Below are 15,206 nucleotides of genomic sequence, written 5' to 3' on the forward strand. Positions count from 1 at the left end.
TAACCGTGGTAACTTGACTACCACGATTTTTACCACGAATTGGGGCAGGATGCAATGGGAAGTTACCACATCAATTTGGACGTGATGCGGGGAGAAGCTGATAATTTTATTGAGGTTGCTGGATCCCGCTGGACGACTTTGGATCTCTCGATGGTCGGGGCGGAGGGATTCGAACCCCCGACCCTCTGGTCCCAAACCAGATGCGCTACCAGACTGCGCTACGCCCCGACGTAGATTCAGTTTACCCCATCGCATAACCACTCTTCAGCGATGACGCGTTCTCAAACCCTCAATATCCCCAAATACATGCACCGCAAGCCAAGCCACCAGCAGCGTCGGAAGGATGACCAGCGCCATCAGCAACACGCACAGTCCCGCCAAAAAGAGCCAGCTCTGCCGCCGCATCTTCCGCGGCTCATAGATGCTTCCCGTCAACAGCGCATAGTTCCGCCGGTTTGCCCGCCATGCGATATCGAATACATCCCCCAGCACCGGCACCGCCCCCACGACCACCTCGATGGCGACATTCGCGACCATCCGCGCCAGCACCGGCTGCGGCACACCCCGCACCCACGCCGCCACCAGGATCACGCACGACGCAATCCCTCCAATCGCGTCCCCCACCCCCGGTATCAGTCCGACGATCCCGTCCAGCCCAAATCGAATCGGCGTCCCCGGAATCCGGATAAAGTCATCCAGCACATGCGACAGTATGTCCAGATGCTCGTCATCGAACATCTTTCCGCCCCGCTTCGTCCGGGGAGATAGAATCTCCGGCTTTGCTGTCGTTTGCATCGGCTCACCGCTCTTCTAGAGGGAATCCATCTACCCCATAGATGCATCTGATGCTACAATCGAGTTGGATACGGCGGCTATAGTTCAGTGGCAGAACGCCGCTCTGTGGCAGCGGATGTCGTGGGTTCGAAACCCACTAGCCGCCCCAATCCTCTCCCCTCAAAACTTGGCAGCACATCCTCGTGACTTAGGCCCTCCAAATTGCCTCGCGTACCGAAACCTTTGCCTCCCACCGCCACGCCTCCCGCGCCTTCTACCCCGACTGCGCTCGGCAATCTCTTCGCCGGAACCTCCGGCTGGGCCTACCCCACCTGGAAGCCAGGCTTCTACCCCTCCACCGTCCCCCAAAAGAAATTCCTCGAGTACTACGCCTCCCAACTCACCTCCGTCGAGGTCAACTACACCTTCCGCACCCTCCCCACCACCAAAATGCTCGAAGACTGGCTCGCCGCCACCCCAGCCAGCTTCCGCTTCAGCTTTAAAGCTCCGCAGCGCATCACCCACTTCAAACGCCTCCGCGAATGCGAGGCCGACGTCGCGCAGTTCATTGAAGCCCTCGCTCCGGTACGTGCAGTCAACCGCCTCGGCCTCCTGCTCTTCCAGCTTCCCCCCAACTACAAAGCCGACCCGGAGCGCCTGGCCTCATTCCTCGCCCTTCCCACCCTCCGCGCCGCAACTGCTCCCCCCATAGCCTTTGAGTTCCGCCACGAGTCCTGCTTCACCGAAGAGACCTACGCCATTCTGCGCGAGCACAACGCCGCCCTCTGCATCGCCGAAAGCGACGACCTCACTACCCCCGAGGTCCACACCGCCACCACCCACACCTGCTTCCGCCTCCGCCGCAACGGCGGCTACACACCGTCTGAGATCGCCGCCTTCGCCAAACGCTTCCGCCTCCTGGCCCAACAGCGCGACACCTACATCTACTTCAAGCACGAGGATGAACCCACCGGCGCACTGAACGCCGCAAGCCTCCTCACCGCGCTCCGGACACAACCGGCAGGAAAGGAATAATGGCCCCCGAGAACTTCCCTGCCTTCCGCCCCCGCCGCTTCCTCCAAAACAGCCACCTCCAGACCATCCTCGGCAACTACCTTCCGCGCGAGAACCAACTCCCTCCGCCAGAGGCCGTCTTGGTCGAGGTCTCCCCCGCGACCGACAACCAGATCAGCAGCCAGGTCCTCTGCCACTGCCACTGGCAGCCCTTGGAGGTCCGCGCCAAACGGCCCACCGCCATCCTGCTTCACGGCCTCGAAGGCTCCTCCAACTCCCAATACGTCATCGGCAACTCCAACAAGCTCTGGCTCGCCGGAGCCAACGCCATCCGCATGAACATGCGCAACTGCGGCGGAACCGAAAACCTCACCCCCACCCTCTATCACTCCGGCCTCTCCAACGACGTCCTCGCCGTACTGAATCACTTCACCTCCCTCTACAACTTGGAGTCCATCTCCCTCATCGGCTACTCCATGGGCGGAAACCTCGTCCTCAAGCTCGCCGGCGAGCTCGGCAGCCAGCCCCCGCCACAGCTCAAGTCCGTCATCGGAGTCTCTCCCGCCGCTGACCTCGGCCCCTCCGCCGACGCCCTCCATGAGCCCTTCAACCGCATCTACGAGCTCAAATTCCTTCGCGCTCTCCTCAGTCGATTTCGCCGCAAGGTCAGCCTCTTTCCCCGCGCCTACGATCCCAACCAGGCCATCGGCATCCGCTCCCTGCGCGACTTCGACGACCGCATCACCGCCCTCTACTCCGGCTTCTCCGGCGCGGACGACTACTACTTCCGCGCCGCCGCCGCCCGTGTCCTGGACCGCATCACCGTCCCCACTCTCATCCTCCACGCCCTGGATGATCCCTTCATCCGCCTCACCCCGGAGACCCGCGCCACCATCCTCGCCAACCCCAACATCACCCTCACCGAGCCTCGTCACGGCGGCCATTGCGCCTTCCTCGCCGACCCCGACGCCGCCACCCAATACGACGGCTACTGGGCCGAACACACCCTCCTGCGCTTCCTCCAGGCCTACGCCTGATCGCCTAACCTTAGCAACACCAGAAAAACAGCTAAGATAGACAGACATGCTAGCCGAATGGTCCGTAGAGTGCGCGCCCGACGATCCCGTTCTGGTCGTCCCTTGGTCATCTGAACAGCCATCTGAAAAGCCATCTGCGACGCCAACCGCAGCCTCAGCTCCCCACTTCATCGACCTCCGCGAAAACCCCTACGACCTCGACCACCTCCCCGAAGCCGAGCAGTTTCCACCCCTCATGCACGCCCTCCGCGCCCTCAACGCCTCGCGCTCCCCCGTCTTTACCGCCAAATGCGACGCCTGGCCCCTCACCCCCGAAGAGCTGTCCCAGCTCCGCACCGACCTCGATCTCGATCTCTACCTCGCCCCCGACGAGACCCCCTCCGGCTTCGGAAGCTACATCGACCTCCTCCTCCGCGACCGCTCCCTCTTCGCCTCCTTCCACCAGAACGAGCAGCTCCTCCACCGTCTCTCCCGCCGCGCCGCCCCCCTCGACCACCCCCACGCCATGCTCGACTGCATCATCCGCCCCGCCATGGTCGACCTCACCGGTCCCCAGGAAGGCTTCGCCGTCACCCTCTACGTCAAAGCCCTCGGCCCCAACCCGCAAGGTGCCTCCGACCACTGGGCCGGCGCACTCGACGCCGTCGTAGCCCTCCTCCGTGGAAAAGACCTGATCTGAACCCGATACACCAATCCAGATAGTCTGCGCTCCACCTCCATTCGTCTAGAATGAAGGAAGTCCCTCGCGGGCGAGTAGCTCAATCGGATAGAGCATCAGCCTTCTAAGCTGACGGTTGCAGGTTCGAGCCCTGCCTCGCTCACCACCCACCCCGCGAGCGGTCGCAGTACTAAGCCTCCAGCAACACATCCTCGGCAGAGCTCTTGCTCTGCGGCATCGCTCCATCGCGAGACCCCATCGCATGCCGCAGCGCCGCCAGCCCGATCAGCCCCAGCGCCAGCAGACACACCCCGTTCCACCTCCAGTGAACCCATGCGATCGAAGCCAGCGCCGATCCCGCCGCCGCCCCGCTGAAGTACACCGTCATATAGACCGTATTCAACCGGCTCCGCGCCCCCGGCACCAACCCGAAGATCCGTGTCTGGTTGGCCACCTGGGTCATCTGCGCCCCCATATCCAACACCACTACACCCACCACCAGCGCCGCAAGATGCAACGCCGTCGACATCTTCGCCCACTCCTCCAGCCACAGCAGGCAATACGACCCCGCCAGCAGCGTGATCCCCGCCGCCACCACCCACCGCGAACCCCGTTTATCCGCAAACCGTCCCGCAATCGGAGCCACCATCGCCCCCGCCGCCCCTACGATCCCGAACGTCCCCGCCACCCCGGCCCCCAGCCCATAGTGGCTATCCAGTAGAAACGCCAGCGTCGTCCAGAAGCAGCTAAACGACGCAAACACCAGCGCCCCCAGCATGGAACTCTCCCGCAACAGCGGCTGCGTCCTCCACAGCGTCCACAACGACCGCATCGCCTGACCATAGCCCAGTTCCTGCTTGGGCGGCAGCTTCGGCATCACCCGCCACAGCAGTGGCACAAACGCCGCATTCATAACCGCCGCTACAACAAACACATACCGCCATCCATGAATCTTGCTTACCCACCCCGCAAAAGTCCGCGCCAGCAAAATCCCCAGCAACAGTCCCGTCATCACAATCCCGATCGCCCGGCCCCGCTGCTCATGCGACACCAGATCCGGAGCGATCGGCAACGCAATATGCGTCACCGAAGCCAGCAGCCCGATCAGCGCACTCCCCACAAACAGCCACGCCAGCGTCGGAGCCACCGCCACCAGCAGCAGCGCCACCGCCACCGCCCCATACATCTTCATCATCAGAGCCCGCCGCTCCAGCACATCCCCCAGCGGAACGAACAGCAGCATCCCCACCGCATACCCCACCTGGGTCGCCACCGCGACAAACCCCACATGCCCCGTGGTCACACCATAGGTCTGACCCATCTCCAGCAGCAGCGGCTGATTGTAATAAATGGTAGAAACTCCCACCGCGCAAGCCAAACCCAAAAAAGGCAATGGAGCGCGTGGCGTCGCAACTGGGGAGGTCGAAGGCATCAAGGACACAGGCTCTCTACCCCTAGTGTAAAACCTCTTAGACCTCTCCGCCGATCACTGGTCCATCCAATTCTCACCGCATAAAAAAGAAAAAAGGACCGCCCAAAAAATCAGAGCGGCCCAATCAAACCAAAATCAAAAACATTCAGCACGAACTCAGGAAAGCCTAAGGAAGGCCAAAAACAAAATCGGTGCAATCCGTGCAAATCGGTGTTAAGCCTTCCTCACACACAGCAACCCAGCACGAAGCTCAATTCCCCTGCGCCTGGCTTAGATGAATCCTGTAATCATTCTCGACATCGACCCGCCGAACGACCGTCAGCCCATCGGCTCCCAGCAAAAACGTCGTTCCAGTATCCGAGTTGACCAGCCTGTGATCCACCTGCTTCACCGTCGTAAGCAGCGTCGGATTGGACGACCTGGACGCGTCGATCACCTGATAGTCGCGGGACGCGTCAACACCTTGTTGGTACGGCTCACTGACAGCGAGGAAGCCACTCTGCCCGAGCGACTCGAAAGGCCCGGAGTCCACCGCCGCCGTCAGCATTCGCACCGTCGGCTTGCGTGCCTTACGAAGGTCCAGGACGCCGACACTCTTCTGATCACGGAAGCGAATCAACTCGGCATGATCATTAAGCGGCTGCACGAAATCGAAGGCCCCCGCTGTCGGAAGCGCGGTGCTGGCCGCCACCCGAATCCGGCTTGGATCCGTTACATCCAGAACAGTGAGGCGCTTTCCCTGTTGCTGCTCCACGTAGAGGTAGGTGCTCCCCTCATCGTCCGAGTGCAGCAAGAGCGAGCAGCCCGGCAGGCGAGCCTGCTCCGGAAGATCATGCGACTCCATCACGACAAGCTCCTTCGACTTGGAGCGAAGCTCAGCATGACCTGCAAGCGGAGCAAGAACACCCACAACTCCCAACAGACTAAAAATAAATTGGCGTGAAATACCTTTGTTCATGGTGCGTCTCCTTTACGTGATTCAGTGTTGATCCATCGAAGCGGCGCGTCCAATAAGTAATCCTGATGCCGCATATCTATTGGCGATGTCGCTCAACGCCGGAATTTGAGAGTGAATTCGAGCTGTTCCTTCTAGGATCACCAAGAGATCTGTCTAAATATCTAATTACTTTGAGTAACCGACCTCTAAGTCGGACGGAAGTGCGGAATAACACCTCAAGCTACGAGATACCCCGCCACATTAAGCAAGCGAGTTAGCACCATCGTGCCGTACGCTCGACGAATAAAACACAATGCATGCCTGCTTATTCCTGATATCGCGAAGGTAGAAACACGGCGAACACAAACACTACGAACGATCTAAAAAATGTCGGAAGATGCGCACAAAGAGAGGTCGAATCTATCTCTAGCCGGGAATAATACGAGCCCACATTAAATCCCTTATAGGGAATAAGGATTTGTGAATTCCATTTCTTCGTGGAGGCACTTACTGTCAAAGCATGACGAGACGAACCACAACTCGGAAGACCGTCGCCATCATCGGAGGAGGTGTCAGCGGAGCCCTCACCGCCCTTCACCTCACCCAACAGCACGTTCAAGCAAGAATCGTAGTGATCGATCCTCGCGCCGAGTTGGGCCTCGGCCTTGCCTACTCGACTCCCAGCCTCCGGCACCTGTTGAATGTGCCTGCCGCCAAGATTAGCGCCCTGCCCGACGACCCCAACCACTTCCTCACCTGGCTGCGCGCCAATCACGATGCCTCGGCAACGCACGAAACCTTTGCTCCGCGCGCGGTCTTTGGCCGTTACATTCAGACACTCTTTGCCGAGGCGAAGAACGTCGAGCACATCCAGACATCCGCCATAAACCTGCGACTAACTGAAACATCCGGAATAACGGCTGGCATATTAGACCTACAGAACGGCCAGGAACTCCCATGCGACTTCGCCATCCTGGCAACCGGCAACTTCGATCCCGCACCTCTGCCCGGCATCAACGACCAGCTACGTTCCACCAGCGCATACCATCACAACGCATGGCGCCCGGAGACCTACGCCAACCTGGCCCCCGACGCACCCGTAACGCTCATAGGCTCCGGCCTTACCGCCGTGGACGTATTACTCCGCCTGCGTGAACTCGGACATCGCGGCGCCATCACCGCAGTCTCGCGCCACGGCATCCTTCCCAACCGGCACGCCGGCTACACACCCCTCGCAGATAGCGCCATTCCCCCAGGCACGCCCGCGACATCCATCGCATACCTCCGAGCTCTCCGCACCACCATACGCAACGGCGCGGAGTGGAGAGCGGCTATCGACAGCCTCCGCGCCTCTACCAACGACCTGTGGCTCGCACTGCCACTCGCGGAACAAAAGCGCTTTCGCCGCCACCTGCAGCACCGTTGGGATGTAGTGAGACACCGCATGGCGCCTCCCATCGCCGACACCATCGATCGCGAACTCGCCAACCATACCCTCATCCTTCGCGCAGGAAACCTCAGCAGCGTAGAAATCGCCTCAGAAGGCGCAGCCGTCACAATCCTCACGCCCCACGGTCCAGAGACATTCAACAGCGCCCGCGTAATCAACTGCACGGGGCCCAGCATGAACTACAAGCGCGTGAACTCGCCCCTCTTCAACAGCCTCTTTGAGCAAGGTCTCGTAACCCAGGGTCCGCTGGGCAGCGGCTTCAACACAACGCACGACGGAGCCATGATCGGCCGGGACGGCAACGCCTCAACGATGCTCTTCACCTTAGGCCCAACCCGCCTCGGAACGCTGCTCGAATCCATTGCAGTCCCCGAGATCCGCCAGCAGTCGAACGAACTCGCAACCCTGCTCAGCAAACGCATCGCAGCCTCGGAGAAATACCTGCAACCCCGCATGCCCCTCATCGCCCCGCGCTCTCCCATGGTGGGACTATGACGGCAACCTCCACGAGACCCTCCTCCGAGCCAACTCTCATCGGAGCGCAGAATCTTCGTCGGATCTTCATCGTCTCCTCCTGGGCAGCCGCGCTCGGTCTGGTAAGCGGCCTCGCCTGCGTCGCCGTACGCCTCACATTCCGCGCACTGCAATGGATTCTCGTTCATCATGGAGGCACGCTGCCCGAAGCAGCCGCCTCGCTCTCGCCCCAGCGTCGTCTGCTCACACCTCTCATCGGTGGAGCACTGGCCACCGCCGTTCTATGGGCAGCAGAGCGCTGGTGCAAAGAAGGATGCCTCGAAGGCTACGTCGAAGCCGTGCGCTTCCGGCGCGGACATATCCCCTTCGCCTCCACCCTGTGGCGCACCGCCTCGTCCGTCTTCTCCGTAGCATCCGGCGCAGCCATCGGACGCGAAGGCTCGATGATCCAGTTCGCCGCGGCGGCAACATCCTGGGTCGGAGAGCGCTCATCCCTCCGCACCATCCCGCTCTCGCGCCAGGTTAGCTACGGAGTCGCCGCCGCCGTAGCCGCTGCATACCAGGCCCCCCTCGCAGGCGTCTTCTTCGCCTTGGAGATCGTAATCGGCGAGTGGGCCTGGATCGAAATCCTCCCCCTTCTTATCGCCTCCCTCACCGGCGCATGGGCCAGTCGAATGATCCTCGGCGGAGGCCCGCTATTCCCGGTCCTCGGAACGCTGACTCTTTCCAAACAAATCCTCTGGGCCCTACCCTTCGCCATCGCACTCGGCCTCGCAGGCCCAGCCTACCAACTCTTACTGCGCAGCCTCCGCAGCACCAGCCGCTGGCCTCTCGCGCTCATTTGGAGCGGCCTCGCCGTCGGAGCCCTCAGCCTCCTGCAACCCGCCGTCTGGGGAAACGGAGACTTCGCTCTCCTCCAAACGTTGCAAGGCTCCCCATCCCTGTCGGCCATCGCGCTCATCCTGGCTCTGCGTCTCGTCGCGACCACCTTCTGCGTCGGAACCGGAACCGTAGGCGGCGTCTTTACCCCCACGCTCTTCGCTGGCGCAGCCATCGGTCTCTCCGCCGGACATCTCCTCCACGCCGACCAACCCGTACTGCTCGCGGTCATCGGCCTCAGCGCCTTCCTCGCCGCCGTCACTCACGCCCCCTTCATGGCCGGCCTCATGGCAGCCGAGCTCACCGGGCAATGGCATCTGCTGCCGCTGCTTCTAATCCTCAATATCCTCTCCTGGTACGTGGCCAAAAGCCTCTCCCCGCGTTCGCTCTACGCCATCGCATCGGACCTCCCAACCTACGACGTCTCAACCTCCGACGAAGACACCAGCCCGTCACCTGGTTTACTACCAGCGACTCCCAAATCGTTTTAACGTTGAACGAATACCATTGTGAGATCAATCTAAAGGAATGATCGAGAACTTCCGCATCCGTGTCTTCCGCACCGTGGCTCATCATCTCAACTTCAGCCGCGCCGCGGAGGAGCTCCTGCTCACCCAACCCGCCATCACCCAGCAGATCAAAGCCCTCGAAGATGAGTTCGGCGTACCCCTCTTCGATCGCGGCGGAGGAAGAATCTCCTTGACCCCCGGCGGCATGGCCCTCCTGCCCCTCGCCGACAAGATGAAGGCCCTCTCCGACGAAGCCATGGAAGCCGTCGCCGGAGCCTACGGTCAGCACGCCGGCGAGCTCTCCATCGGAGCCTCCCAGACCATCGGCCAATACCTCCTGCCCAACTTCGTCGCCGGCTTCCTCCGCACCCATCCCAAGATCCGCGTCACCGCCCGCAGCGGCAACAGCGACGCCATGCTCGAAGCCCTCGTAGCCCGCGAGATCCAGCTCGCACTCGTCGAAGGCCCCGAGCAGCGCAAAGACGTCCACATCGAGCCCTTCATGGAAGACCACATGGTCCTCGTCGTGCCAACCAGCCACGAGTGGGCCGAGCACACCGTCGAGCTCGCCGATATCAAGGAGCAGCCACTCCTCATGCGCGAGTTCGGCTCCGGCTCCCGCCGCGTCGTAGAGCAGGCGCTCGCCGAGGCCGGCCTGAAAGGCAAAGACCTCAACATCAGCATGGAGCTGGACTCAACCGAAGGCCTGCTCAGCGCCGTCGAAGCCGGACTGGGTGTAACCTTCGTCTCCAGTTGGGCCGTACGCAATCAACTCACATTGGGAACGCTGAAGCTCGCCCGAGTCCGCGGCCTCAAGCTCTCGCGCAGATTCTCCATGGCCTACCCCGCCGGCCCCGAACCGTCAGGCAGCGTAGGCGCCTTCCGCAGCTTCCTGCTCTCAAGCTGTCAAAAGCTCTTTCCAAGAACCACCGGCAAGCAACAGAGCACCGACCGCAAGCCATAACCTACAGCACCAGCTTCGCAATCGTAGCCAACTGCATGAACGAAGTCCCCTCATAGATCTTGCCGATCTTCGCATCGCGATACAGCTTCTCCACCGGATAGTCCTTCACAAACCCCGACCCGCCGAACACCTCCACCGCCAAGCTCGCCACCCGCTCCGCCACCTGCGACGCAAAGTACTTGCACATCGCCGCCTCCTTCAAGAACTCCTCGCCCCGGTCCTTCAACCGCGCCGCGTTGTAGACCATCAATCTCGCCGCCTCGATCTCCGTCGCCATCTCCGCCAACTGGAATTGCATCGCCTGAAACTCCACAATCGCCTTGCCGAACTGCCTCCGCTCCTTCGCCCACCTCGCCGCATGGCCCCACGCTCCGCTCGCCAACCCCAGCATTTGCGCCCCAATCCCGATGCGCCCTTCGTTCAGCGTCTCAATGGCGATCTTGTACCCCTTGCCCGGCTCTCCCAACACCTGCGACGCCGGCACCACGCAATCCCGAAACACCAGCTCGCACGTACTCGAAGCCCGTATCCCCAGCTTGTCCTCCTTCTTTCCCAGCGTGAACCCCGCCGCCCCCTTCTCCACCACAAACGCCGTAATCCCCTTGTACCCCGCCGCCGGATCGAGCGTAGCAAACACCAAAAACAGCCCCGCCTCCTTAGCATTCGTAATCCAAAGCTTCTGCCCATTCAAAACATAGTCATCGCCCCGCCTGGTAGCCCGAGTCTGCAGCGCAAACGCATCCGACCCCGAAGAAGCCTCGCTCAGCGCATAAGCTCCAACCGTGTCCTTCGCCAACCGCGTCAGATACCGGCGCTTCTGCTCCTCCGTCGCCCAACGCACCAGCGCATTGATGCACAGCGTATTCTGCACATCCACCAGCACCCCCACCGAAGGGTCCACCCCCGATAGAGCCTCCACCGCCAGAATCGCCTCGAAGAAAGTCCCACCCGCCCCGCCATACTGCTCAGGAATCTCGATGCCCATCAGACCCAGCCCGAACATCTTCTCGATGAGCTTCGCATCCATCTGCTGCGCCTCATCCATCCCACGCACCAGTGGAGCGATCTGCTCTACCGCAAACTGCCGCACCGTATCCCGAAACAGCCGCTCATCCTCACTCAACTGCGTTAAGGCCATCGGCCTCAAACCCTGCTCCATCCCTCACCTCAATCCAAACCCGCGAAAGAGGCGAGTCTAGCATCTTCAACCAAAGATCAAAATGAAAGGGGTCTACCGACAGACAGTCTTTAAACCGCCACCGCAACCCGCCGCCCACGCCGGCTCACGATCGACAGCTTCTCCGTGCTCAGAATCTTCCGTGCCTGCCCCTGCGCATGGCTCGCCCACGGCCCCACCGGATCCAGCCGCACATACGTCAGCCAGTGTCGCAGAGCCCGCCGCCGCTGCCCCTGCCGCTCATACGCCAGCGCCAGATTGTAGTGCGCATCCGCATACTGCGGAACCAGCTCCACCGCCCGCTGATAAGCCGCCGTAGCCTCCGCCAGCCGCTGCATCTCATCCAGCACATTGCCCAGGTCGAAGAACGCCAGCGCATACTCCGGATCCGACAGCGTCGCCCTCCGGTACATCGTCTCCGCCTGCGCATACTCCCGCCGGTTGTAGTGGATCGTCCCCAGGTTGATCAGCGTCGGAGCATGCTCCGGCCGGATCGTCAAAATCTCGGCATAGATCTCCATCGCCGCCGGAACCGTCGCCGCATCCTCCTCCAACTGCACCGCCCGCACAAACATCTCCTGCACCGCCGCCGCCTGCCGCATCGGACTCAAACCGCCCGCCGGAACCACCTGCAACTGCCGCGTCGGAGAGACCTCAAAATCGAACGCCAGTTGCTGCGTCATCGGATCCAGCAGCGCCCCGCCATGCCGGAACGCCAGATGCGATCCCCGCCGCACCGCCGTGGCTTCCATTAGCGCATTGCGCATCCCCGCCACCCGCTGCATCGCATCCAGCGACGCGCGGATGTTCTTCGCCGAGATCCGCGTCGTCGCCCGCAGATCGCGCAGCGTCCGCAGCCGTCCCAGTTGCTCGAAACCATACTCTTCTGTGGGGGAGATAAGGCCGGCCCGCTCCCACGCAACAAGCTGGCGCGGGTGCAGGTGAAGGATCCGAATTACATCTTGACGGCTATAGCAGGTCAATGGTCAGTACTCGAGATCGGCGACCGTCTTGCAACTCTATCTGCGAGTATGCGACCCAAACCCGCTCCAATCAAGCCCCAACTCACACTCCACCAACAAATAACAGTGGATATCGTGTACCAAACGTGGTTCGACACGCTCCTGTAACAAAAATCCCTGCCCTTACCCGCAAACCAACGGCGAACTTCAGCTCCGCTTGAACCGGAACACCACCTCGAGCTCGATCTTGTCATCCACGCTCATCAGCCGCGCAATCGTAGGCTTCGTCAGCCCGAACGTCCCGAACGTGAAGCTCGTCTTCGCCCTTCCCGCAACCGTCGAATCGCGCCCATACGTAGCAATCCCCTGGAACGTGACCTCCTTCGTCACCCCGTGGATCGTCAGGTTCCCCGTCAACTGAAACCCCGTCTGCCCCTGCGTCGGAATCATCAGCGGCAGCCCTTGAATCTTCGTCGGCACAAACTCCGCATACGGATACTTCTCCGTCTCCAGCGTCCTGTTCCGCACGTACCCATCGCGCTGCTCCTGGTCGCTCTTCAGGTTCCGCAGATCAATCGTCAACTTCGACCCCGCCGTAATCGATCCATCCGCGCCGATCCCCAACGTCCCCGCCACCGTCGGCGTAGTCCCCACCGCATCGTTTGGAAAGCTGATCCCCACCAACTGCTCCGTCACCCGGTACGAAGCCGCAGACCCATCCACAATCTCAAGATGCGCCCCCGCCGTAGGCGGAGTAGGAGGCGGCGGAGGACCCTGCCGCTGCGGCTGCCCCGCCGGAGCCTGGGCCAGAACACCCGTCCCACCCGCCACCAGCACCCCAGCCAGAACAACCCCAAGCGCCCCGGCAAACGAAGCCTTGCTCCCACGCACAACCCACTTGAAATCCATGCATCCTCCAAACACTTCTTTTGCAACGTGTATCTAAGACGAACCACCCCCACAAATAGACCCGCCAGACTCAACCTTTATCTCTATGGAGAAGGTGGTAGGAGCCCATGATCTCGTCTGCTTCCCTTTGCAAGGTCGGAGATACGCTACTACTCGACGCCTTCCCAGGCGACCGAAACTACCTCAGCAGCAGCACATTCGTCTCCCTCATGGCGTTTCAGGCGAGAGAGCGGCCCTTTCAAGGAAGACACCACCTTCGCGAACCATAGTGAGGAGCATGACGCTTTGCAGTACTAACGCAGCATTCGCTTGATTAAAGTCTTTGGATTCGGCTATCCCATGCATCACAACATTTCTCAGATTGATACCGCGTTTATCGGTGTACAAGACCTTGAGAAACATCCACAATCGTTCATCGAGTGTGGCCTGCACTTTCTCGTTATGAAGTACATGGTCCATATTCTTGACCTCGAAGCCACCTTCTTCGTCGGTCTTGGTAATTGGAGCGTCCAGCAGCTTCAGAAGTTCTCGAAGACTGTTTTCTACCTGAGGGATCAACACATGAATGGCTTTCACATAGTCGGCATTCGCATAGGCGGCGAAGCCCTCTTCAAATAGCGATCGCCGCGTCTCTGGGATCAGGAGACAATCGAACAATCCCGGCACTTTGTGAAAGTCAGCCCGTCCGAATCTTTTCTTCCATTCTTCAATGCCGAACATAAAGAAACTTACATTGAGTTGCATCGCTTGCCTGTACTCCATGACGTGTCTTCCTTTCTGGCTCTTGTCGTAGGTATCAACCGTCGCGACAGGTAGGCCGCCCTGACCAATGATGTTCACAGGGAATAGCCGATGAAAAAGCATGCCTTCTGACGCCGCCTCGAAATGAGCAACAATCTCGTCAGGGTGAGGCGTACAACTCCACGCAAGCCGGAAGAGGGCACAGAATGGATCTTTATGATCGAGCTTTTCGGCAATCGACGTCTCGATATCACTCATATCGAACTTTATTTCGACGCTATGTTCGTGCATTTCCTTAAACGCGCCTTTGCCTCGTTCCTCAAGCAGGCTCCGCACACGGTCTGCGTCACTCCGCAATCCCATGCGCAAATAGTCGTCTAGGACCGCGGAGATGTGATGAATGGCGATCATGGGTCTTTGATCAGTCGTCAACTTCAGAACTGCTTCTCCGTACGCCAAGATTATCTTCTTTGATTGGTCGTACTCGCCGTGCGATTGACGGTAAAGGGCGAGTGCAGGGCCAGCCATCTTTAGCTGATGCAGGTCTTGCCGATCAACCGCTTCCCAAAATCTCCATTCGAGCCCAGAGACGATTCGCTCGCGCTCTGCAGAACTGAGCCCAGAAAGTGAGATCAGCCGATCGAAGGGCGCAAACCATCGACCCATATGATTTGGCTCAGCGCTGTCTGCGAATTCCATCATGAATGCGAAACCTTTGGAGAACAGTTCCTTCGATCGAAGCTGGAGAGAGAGTTGAATGCTACGAGTCCCCGCTTGAACAGATTCGTAGAACGCACGGTCCTTCGCCTCCGAAGCAGCGGTCAGATGGGCTTCCGCAGCCAAGAACCCGAAACGGTGCAGATCCTCGCGCTGGGGCGACAGCTTTTTGCCTAATTCCCAAACAGCATCGGCAAAGCGCGCTCGCAGTTGCGGCCTCTTTAAGGTTGTGGCGAGTTCAGCCCAATTGTCAACATGCGATGCTGTCAAATCTGCAAGCTTTGGGTACTCTTCCACGCCTCGCCCAGCATCCGATTCGCTCTTGGGCGAGAAGATCGATCCCCACACATGTCGTTTCTTCCCATGCGCAAAAAAATCCAGTGGCGCAAGACTGCGCATGACGTCAAAAATAACGGTTTGCTCTGTATTTTGTCTCTGTAGCCTTTCGAAGATCTTGAAGTTGAGAATCAGAAGGTTGTGCTGCGCGAGTGTCCCCTCTTCCTCGTCAAGCCATCCTACGACTTCCTTTGAGACAGGCATGCAGACTCCTTCTTAGGCGTAACCATCAATCA

At 60.2% G+C, this 15,206-nt stretch carries 13 protein-coding genes and 3 tRNA genes; 8 read left to right on the forward strand and 8 right to left on the reverse strand.

The annotated features are described in order from the left end of the window. Positions 1-151: 151 nt before the first annotated feature. Together HB393_RS08800 and HB393_RS08805 are read right to left on the reverse strand one after the other, a co-directional pair. Positions 152-228, reverse strand: a tRNA-Pro gene (locus HB393_RS08800). A 36-nt stretch (positions 229-264) separates the two neighbouring features. Continuing rightward, positions 265-795, reverse strand: coding sequence for a DUF4112 domain-containing protein (locus HB393_RS08805; protein ID WP_213804784.1), 531 nt, complete (start codon positions 793-795; stop codon positions 265-267). 73 nt (positions 796-868) lie between these two features. Here HB393_RS08805 and HB393_RS08810 point away from each other — a divergent pair. From HB393_RS08810 to HB393_RS08830, 5 genes are all read left to right on the forward strand, one after another. Then, positions 869-943: transfer RNA gene (locus HB393_RS08810), tRNA-His, on the forward strand. 74 nt (positions 944-1,017) lie between these two features. Then, a complete protein-coding gene (locus HB393_RS08815; protein WP_213804785.1) occupies positions 1,018-1,809 on the forward strand; it encodes a DUF72 domain-containing protein in 792 nt (263 codons plus the stop codon). Then, positions 1,809-2,825: an alpha/beta fold hydrolase gene (locus tag HB393_RS08820; protein WP_213804786.1), complete on the forward strand. Its 1,017-nt coding sequence runs from the start codon at positions 1,809-1,811 to the stop codon at positions 2,823-2,825. The genes HB393_RS08815 and HB393_RS08820 overlap by 1 nt, the downstream gene beginning before the upstream one ends. Positions 2,826-2,871: 46 nt before the next feature. Further along, complete coding sequence (locus tag HB393_RS08825) at positions 2,872-3,504, forward strand: hypothetical protein (RefSeq protein WP_213804787.1); 633 nt, start codon at positions 2,872-2,874, stop codon at positions 3,502-3,504. 68 nt (positions 3,505-3,572) lie between these two features. Further along, a tRNA-Arg gene (locus HB393_RS08830) sits at positions 3,573-3,649 on the forward strand. 24 nt (positions 3,650-3,673) lie between these two features. Here the strand turns inward: HB393_RS08830 and HB393_RS08835 are convergent. Both HB393_RS08835 and HB393_RS08840 read right to left on the reverse strand, forming a co-directional pair. Continuing rightward, complete coding sequence (locus tag HB393_RS08835; protein WP_213804788.1) at positions 3,674-4,915, reverse strand: MFS transporter; 1,242 nt, start codon at positions 4,913-4,915, stop codon at positions 3,674-3,676. Between the two features lie 250 nt (positions 4,916-5,165). Further along, positions 5,166-5,873 (reverse strand): hypothetical protein, encoded by a 708-nt coding sequence (locus HB393_RS08840; protein WP_213804789.1) that lies wholly within the window; start codon positions 5,871-5,873, stop codon positions 5,166-5,168. 499 nt (positions 5,874-6,372) lie between these two features. Here HB393_RS08840 and HB393_RS08845 point away from each other — a divergent pair, with 499 nt between their 5' ends. From HB393_RS08845 to HB393_RS08855, 3 genes are read left to right on the forward strand one after another with little or no spacing between them, the layout of a single operon-like run. Next, the gene (locus tag HB393_RS08845) at positions 6,373-7,797 is read left to right on the forward strand and encodes an FAD/NAD(P)-binding protein (RefSeq protein WP_213804790.1); all 1,425 of its coding nucleotides are present in this window, start codon (positions 6,373-6,375) and stop codon (positions 7,795-7,797) included. Continuing rightward, complete coding sequence (locus HB393_RS08850; protein ID WP_213804791.1) at positions 7,794-9,146, forward strand: chloride channel protein; 1,353 nt, start codon at positions 7,794-7,796, stop codon at positions 9,144-9,146. Before HB393_RS08845 ends, HB393_RS08850 begins: the two co-directional genes overlap by 4 nt. Positions 9,147-9,183: 37 nt before the next feature. Beyond that, positions 9,184-10,128, forward strand: a complete 945-nt coding sequence (locus HB393_RS08855; protein WP_213804792.1) for a LysR family transcriptional regulator — start codon at positions 9,184-9,186, stop codon at positions 10,126-10,128. A 1-nt stretch (position 10,129) separates the two neighbouring features. Here HB393_RS08855 and HB393_RS08860 read toward each other — a convergent pair whose 3' ends face one another. The 4 genes from HB393_RS08860 to HB393_RS08875 all read right to left on the reverse strand — a co-directional run bounded on the left by HB393_RS08860 (position 10,130) and on the right by HB393_RS08875 (position 15,174). Beyond that, positions 10,130-11,287, reverse strand: coding sequence for an acyl-CoA dehydrogenase (locus tag HB393_RS08860; RefSeq protein WP_255550921.1), 1,158 nt, complete (start codon positions 11,285-11,287; stop codon positions 10,130-10,132). An 89-nt stretch (positions 11,288-11,376) separates the two neighbouring features. Beyond that, a complete protein-coding gene (locus HB393_RS08865; RefSeq protein ID WP_213804793.1) occupies positions 11,377-12,288 on the reverse strand; it encodes a tetratricopeptide repeat protein in 912 nt (303 codons plus the stop codon). Positions 12,289-12,474: 186 nt separating this feature from the next. Then, complete coding sequence (locus HB393_RS08870; RefSeq protein ID WP_213804794.1) at positions 12,475-13,176, reverse strand: YceI family protein; 702 nt, start codon at positions 13,174-13,176, stop codon at positions 12,475-12,477. A 207-nt stretch (positions 13,177-13,383) separates the two neighbouring features. Next, positions 13,384-15,174 (reverse strand): DUF4209 domain-containing protein, encoded by a 1,791-nt coding sequence (locus HB393_RS08875; RefSeq protein WP_213804795.1) that lies wholly within the window; start codon positions 15,172-15,174, stop codon positions 13,384-13,386. Between the last annotated feature and the right edge of the window lie 32 nt (positions 15,175-15,206).

The sequence above is a fragment of the Granulicella sp. dw_53 genome (assembly GCF_018449545.1).
Taxonomy (GTDB): domain Bacteria; phylum Acidobacteriota; class Terriglobia; order Terriglobales; family Acidobacteriaceae; genus Edaphobacter.

What these genes read in the sequence shown, in the direction of transcription:
- HB393_RS08875 (WP_213804795.1), bottom strand. Translation starts at nt 15,174, where the DNA reads ATGCCTGTCTCAAAGGAAGTCGTAGGATGGCTTGACGAGGAAGAGGGG.
- HB393_RS08825 (WP_213804787.1), top strand. Translation starts at nt 2,872, where the DNA reads ATGCTAGCCGAATGGTCCGTAGAGTGCGCGCCCGACGATCCCGTTCTG.
- HB393_RS08855 (WP_213804792.1), top strand. Translation starts at nt 9,184, where the DNA reads ATGATCGAGAACTTCCGCATCCGTGTCTTCCGCACCGTGGCTCATCAT.
- HB393_RS08870 (WP_213804794.1), bottom strand. Translation starts at nt 13,176, where the DNA reads ATGGATTTCAAGTGGGTTGTGCGTGGGAGCAAGGCTTCGTTTGCCGGG.
- HB393_RS08850 (WP_213804791.1), top strand. Translation starts at nt 7,794, where the DNA reads ATGACGGCAACCTCCACGAGACCCTCCTCCGAGCCAACTCTCATCGGA.
- HB393_RS08845 (WP_213804790.1), top strand. Translation starts at nt 6,373, where the DNA reads ATGACGAGACGAACCACAACTCGGAAGACCGTCGCCATCATCGGAGGA.
- HB393_RS08820 (WP_213804786.1), top strand. Translation starts at nt 1,809, where the DNA reads ATGGCCCCCGAGAACTTCCCTGCCTTCCGCCCCCGCCGCTTCCTCCAA.
- HB393_RS08840 (WP_213804789.1), bottom strand. Translation starts at nt 5,873, where the DNA reads ATGAACAAAGGTATTTCACGCCAATTTATTTTTAGTCTGTTGGGAGTT.
- HB393_RS08860 (WP_255550921.1), bottom strand. Translation starts at nt 11,287, where the DNA reads ATGGAGCAGGGTTTGAGGCCGATGGCCTTAACGCAGTTGAGTGAGGAT.
- HB393_RS08805 (WP_213804784.1), bottom strand. Translation starts at nt 795, where the DNA reads ATGCAAACGACAGCAAAGCCGGAGATTCTATCTCCCCGGACGAAGCGG.
- HB393_RS08835 (WP_213804788.1), bottom strand. Translation starts at nt 4,915, where the DNA reads ATGCCTTCGACCTCCCCAGTTGCGACGCCACGCGCTCCATTGCCTTTT.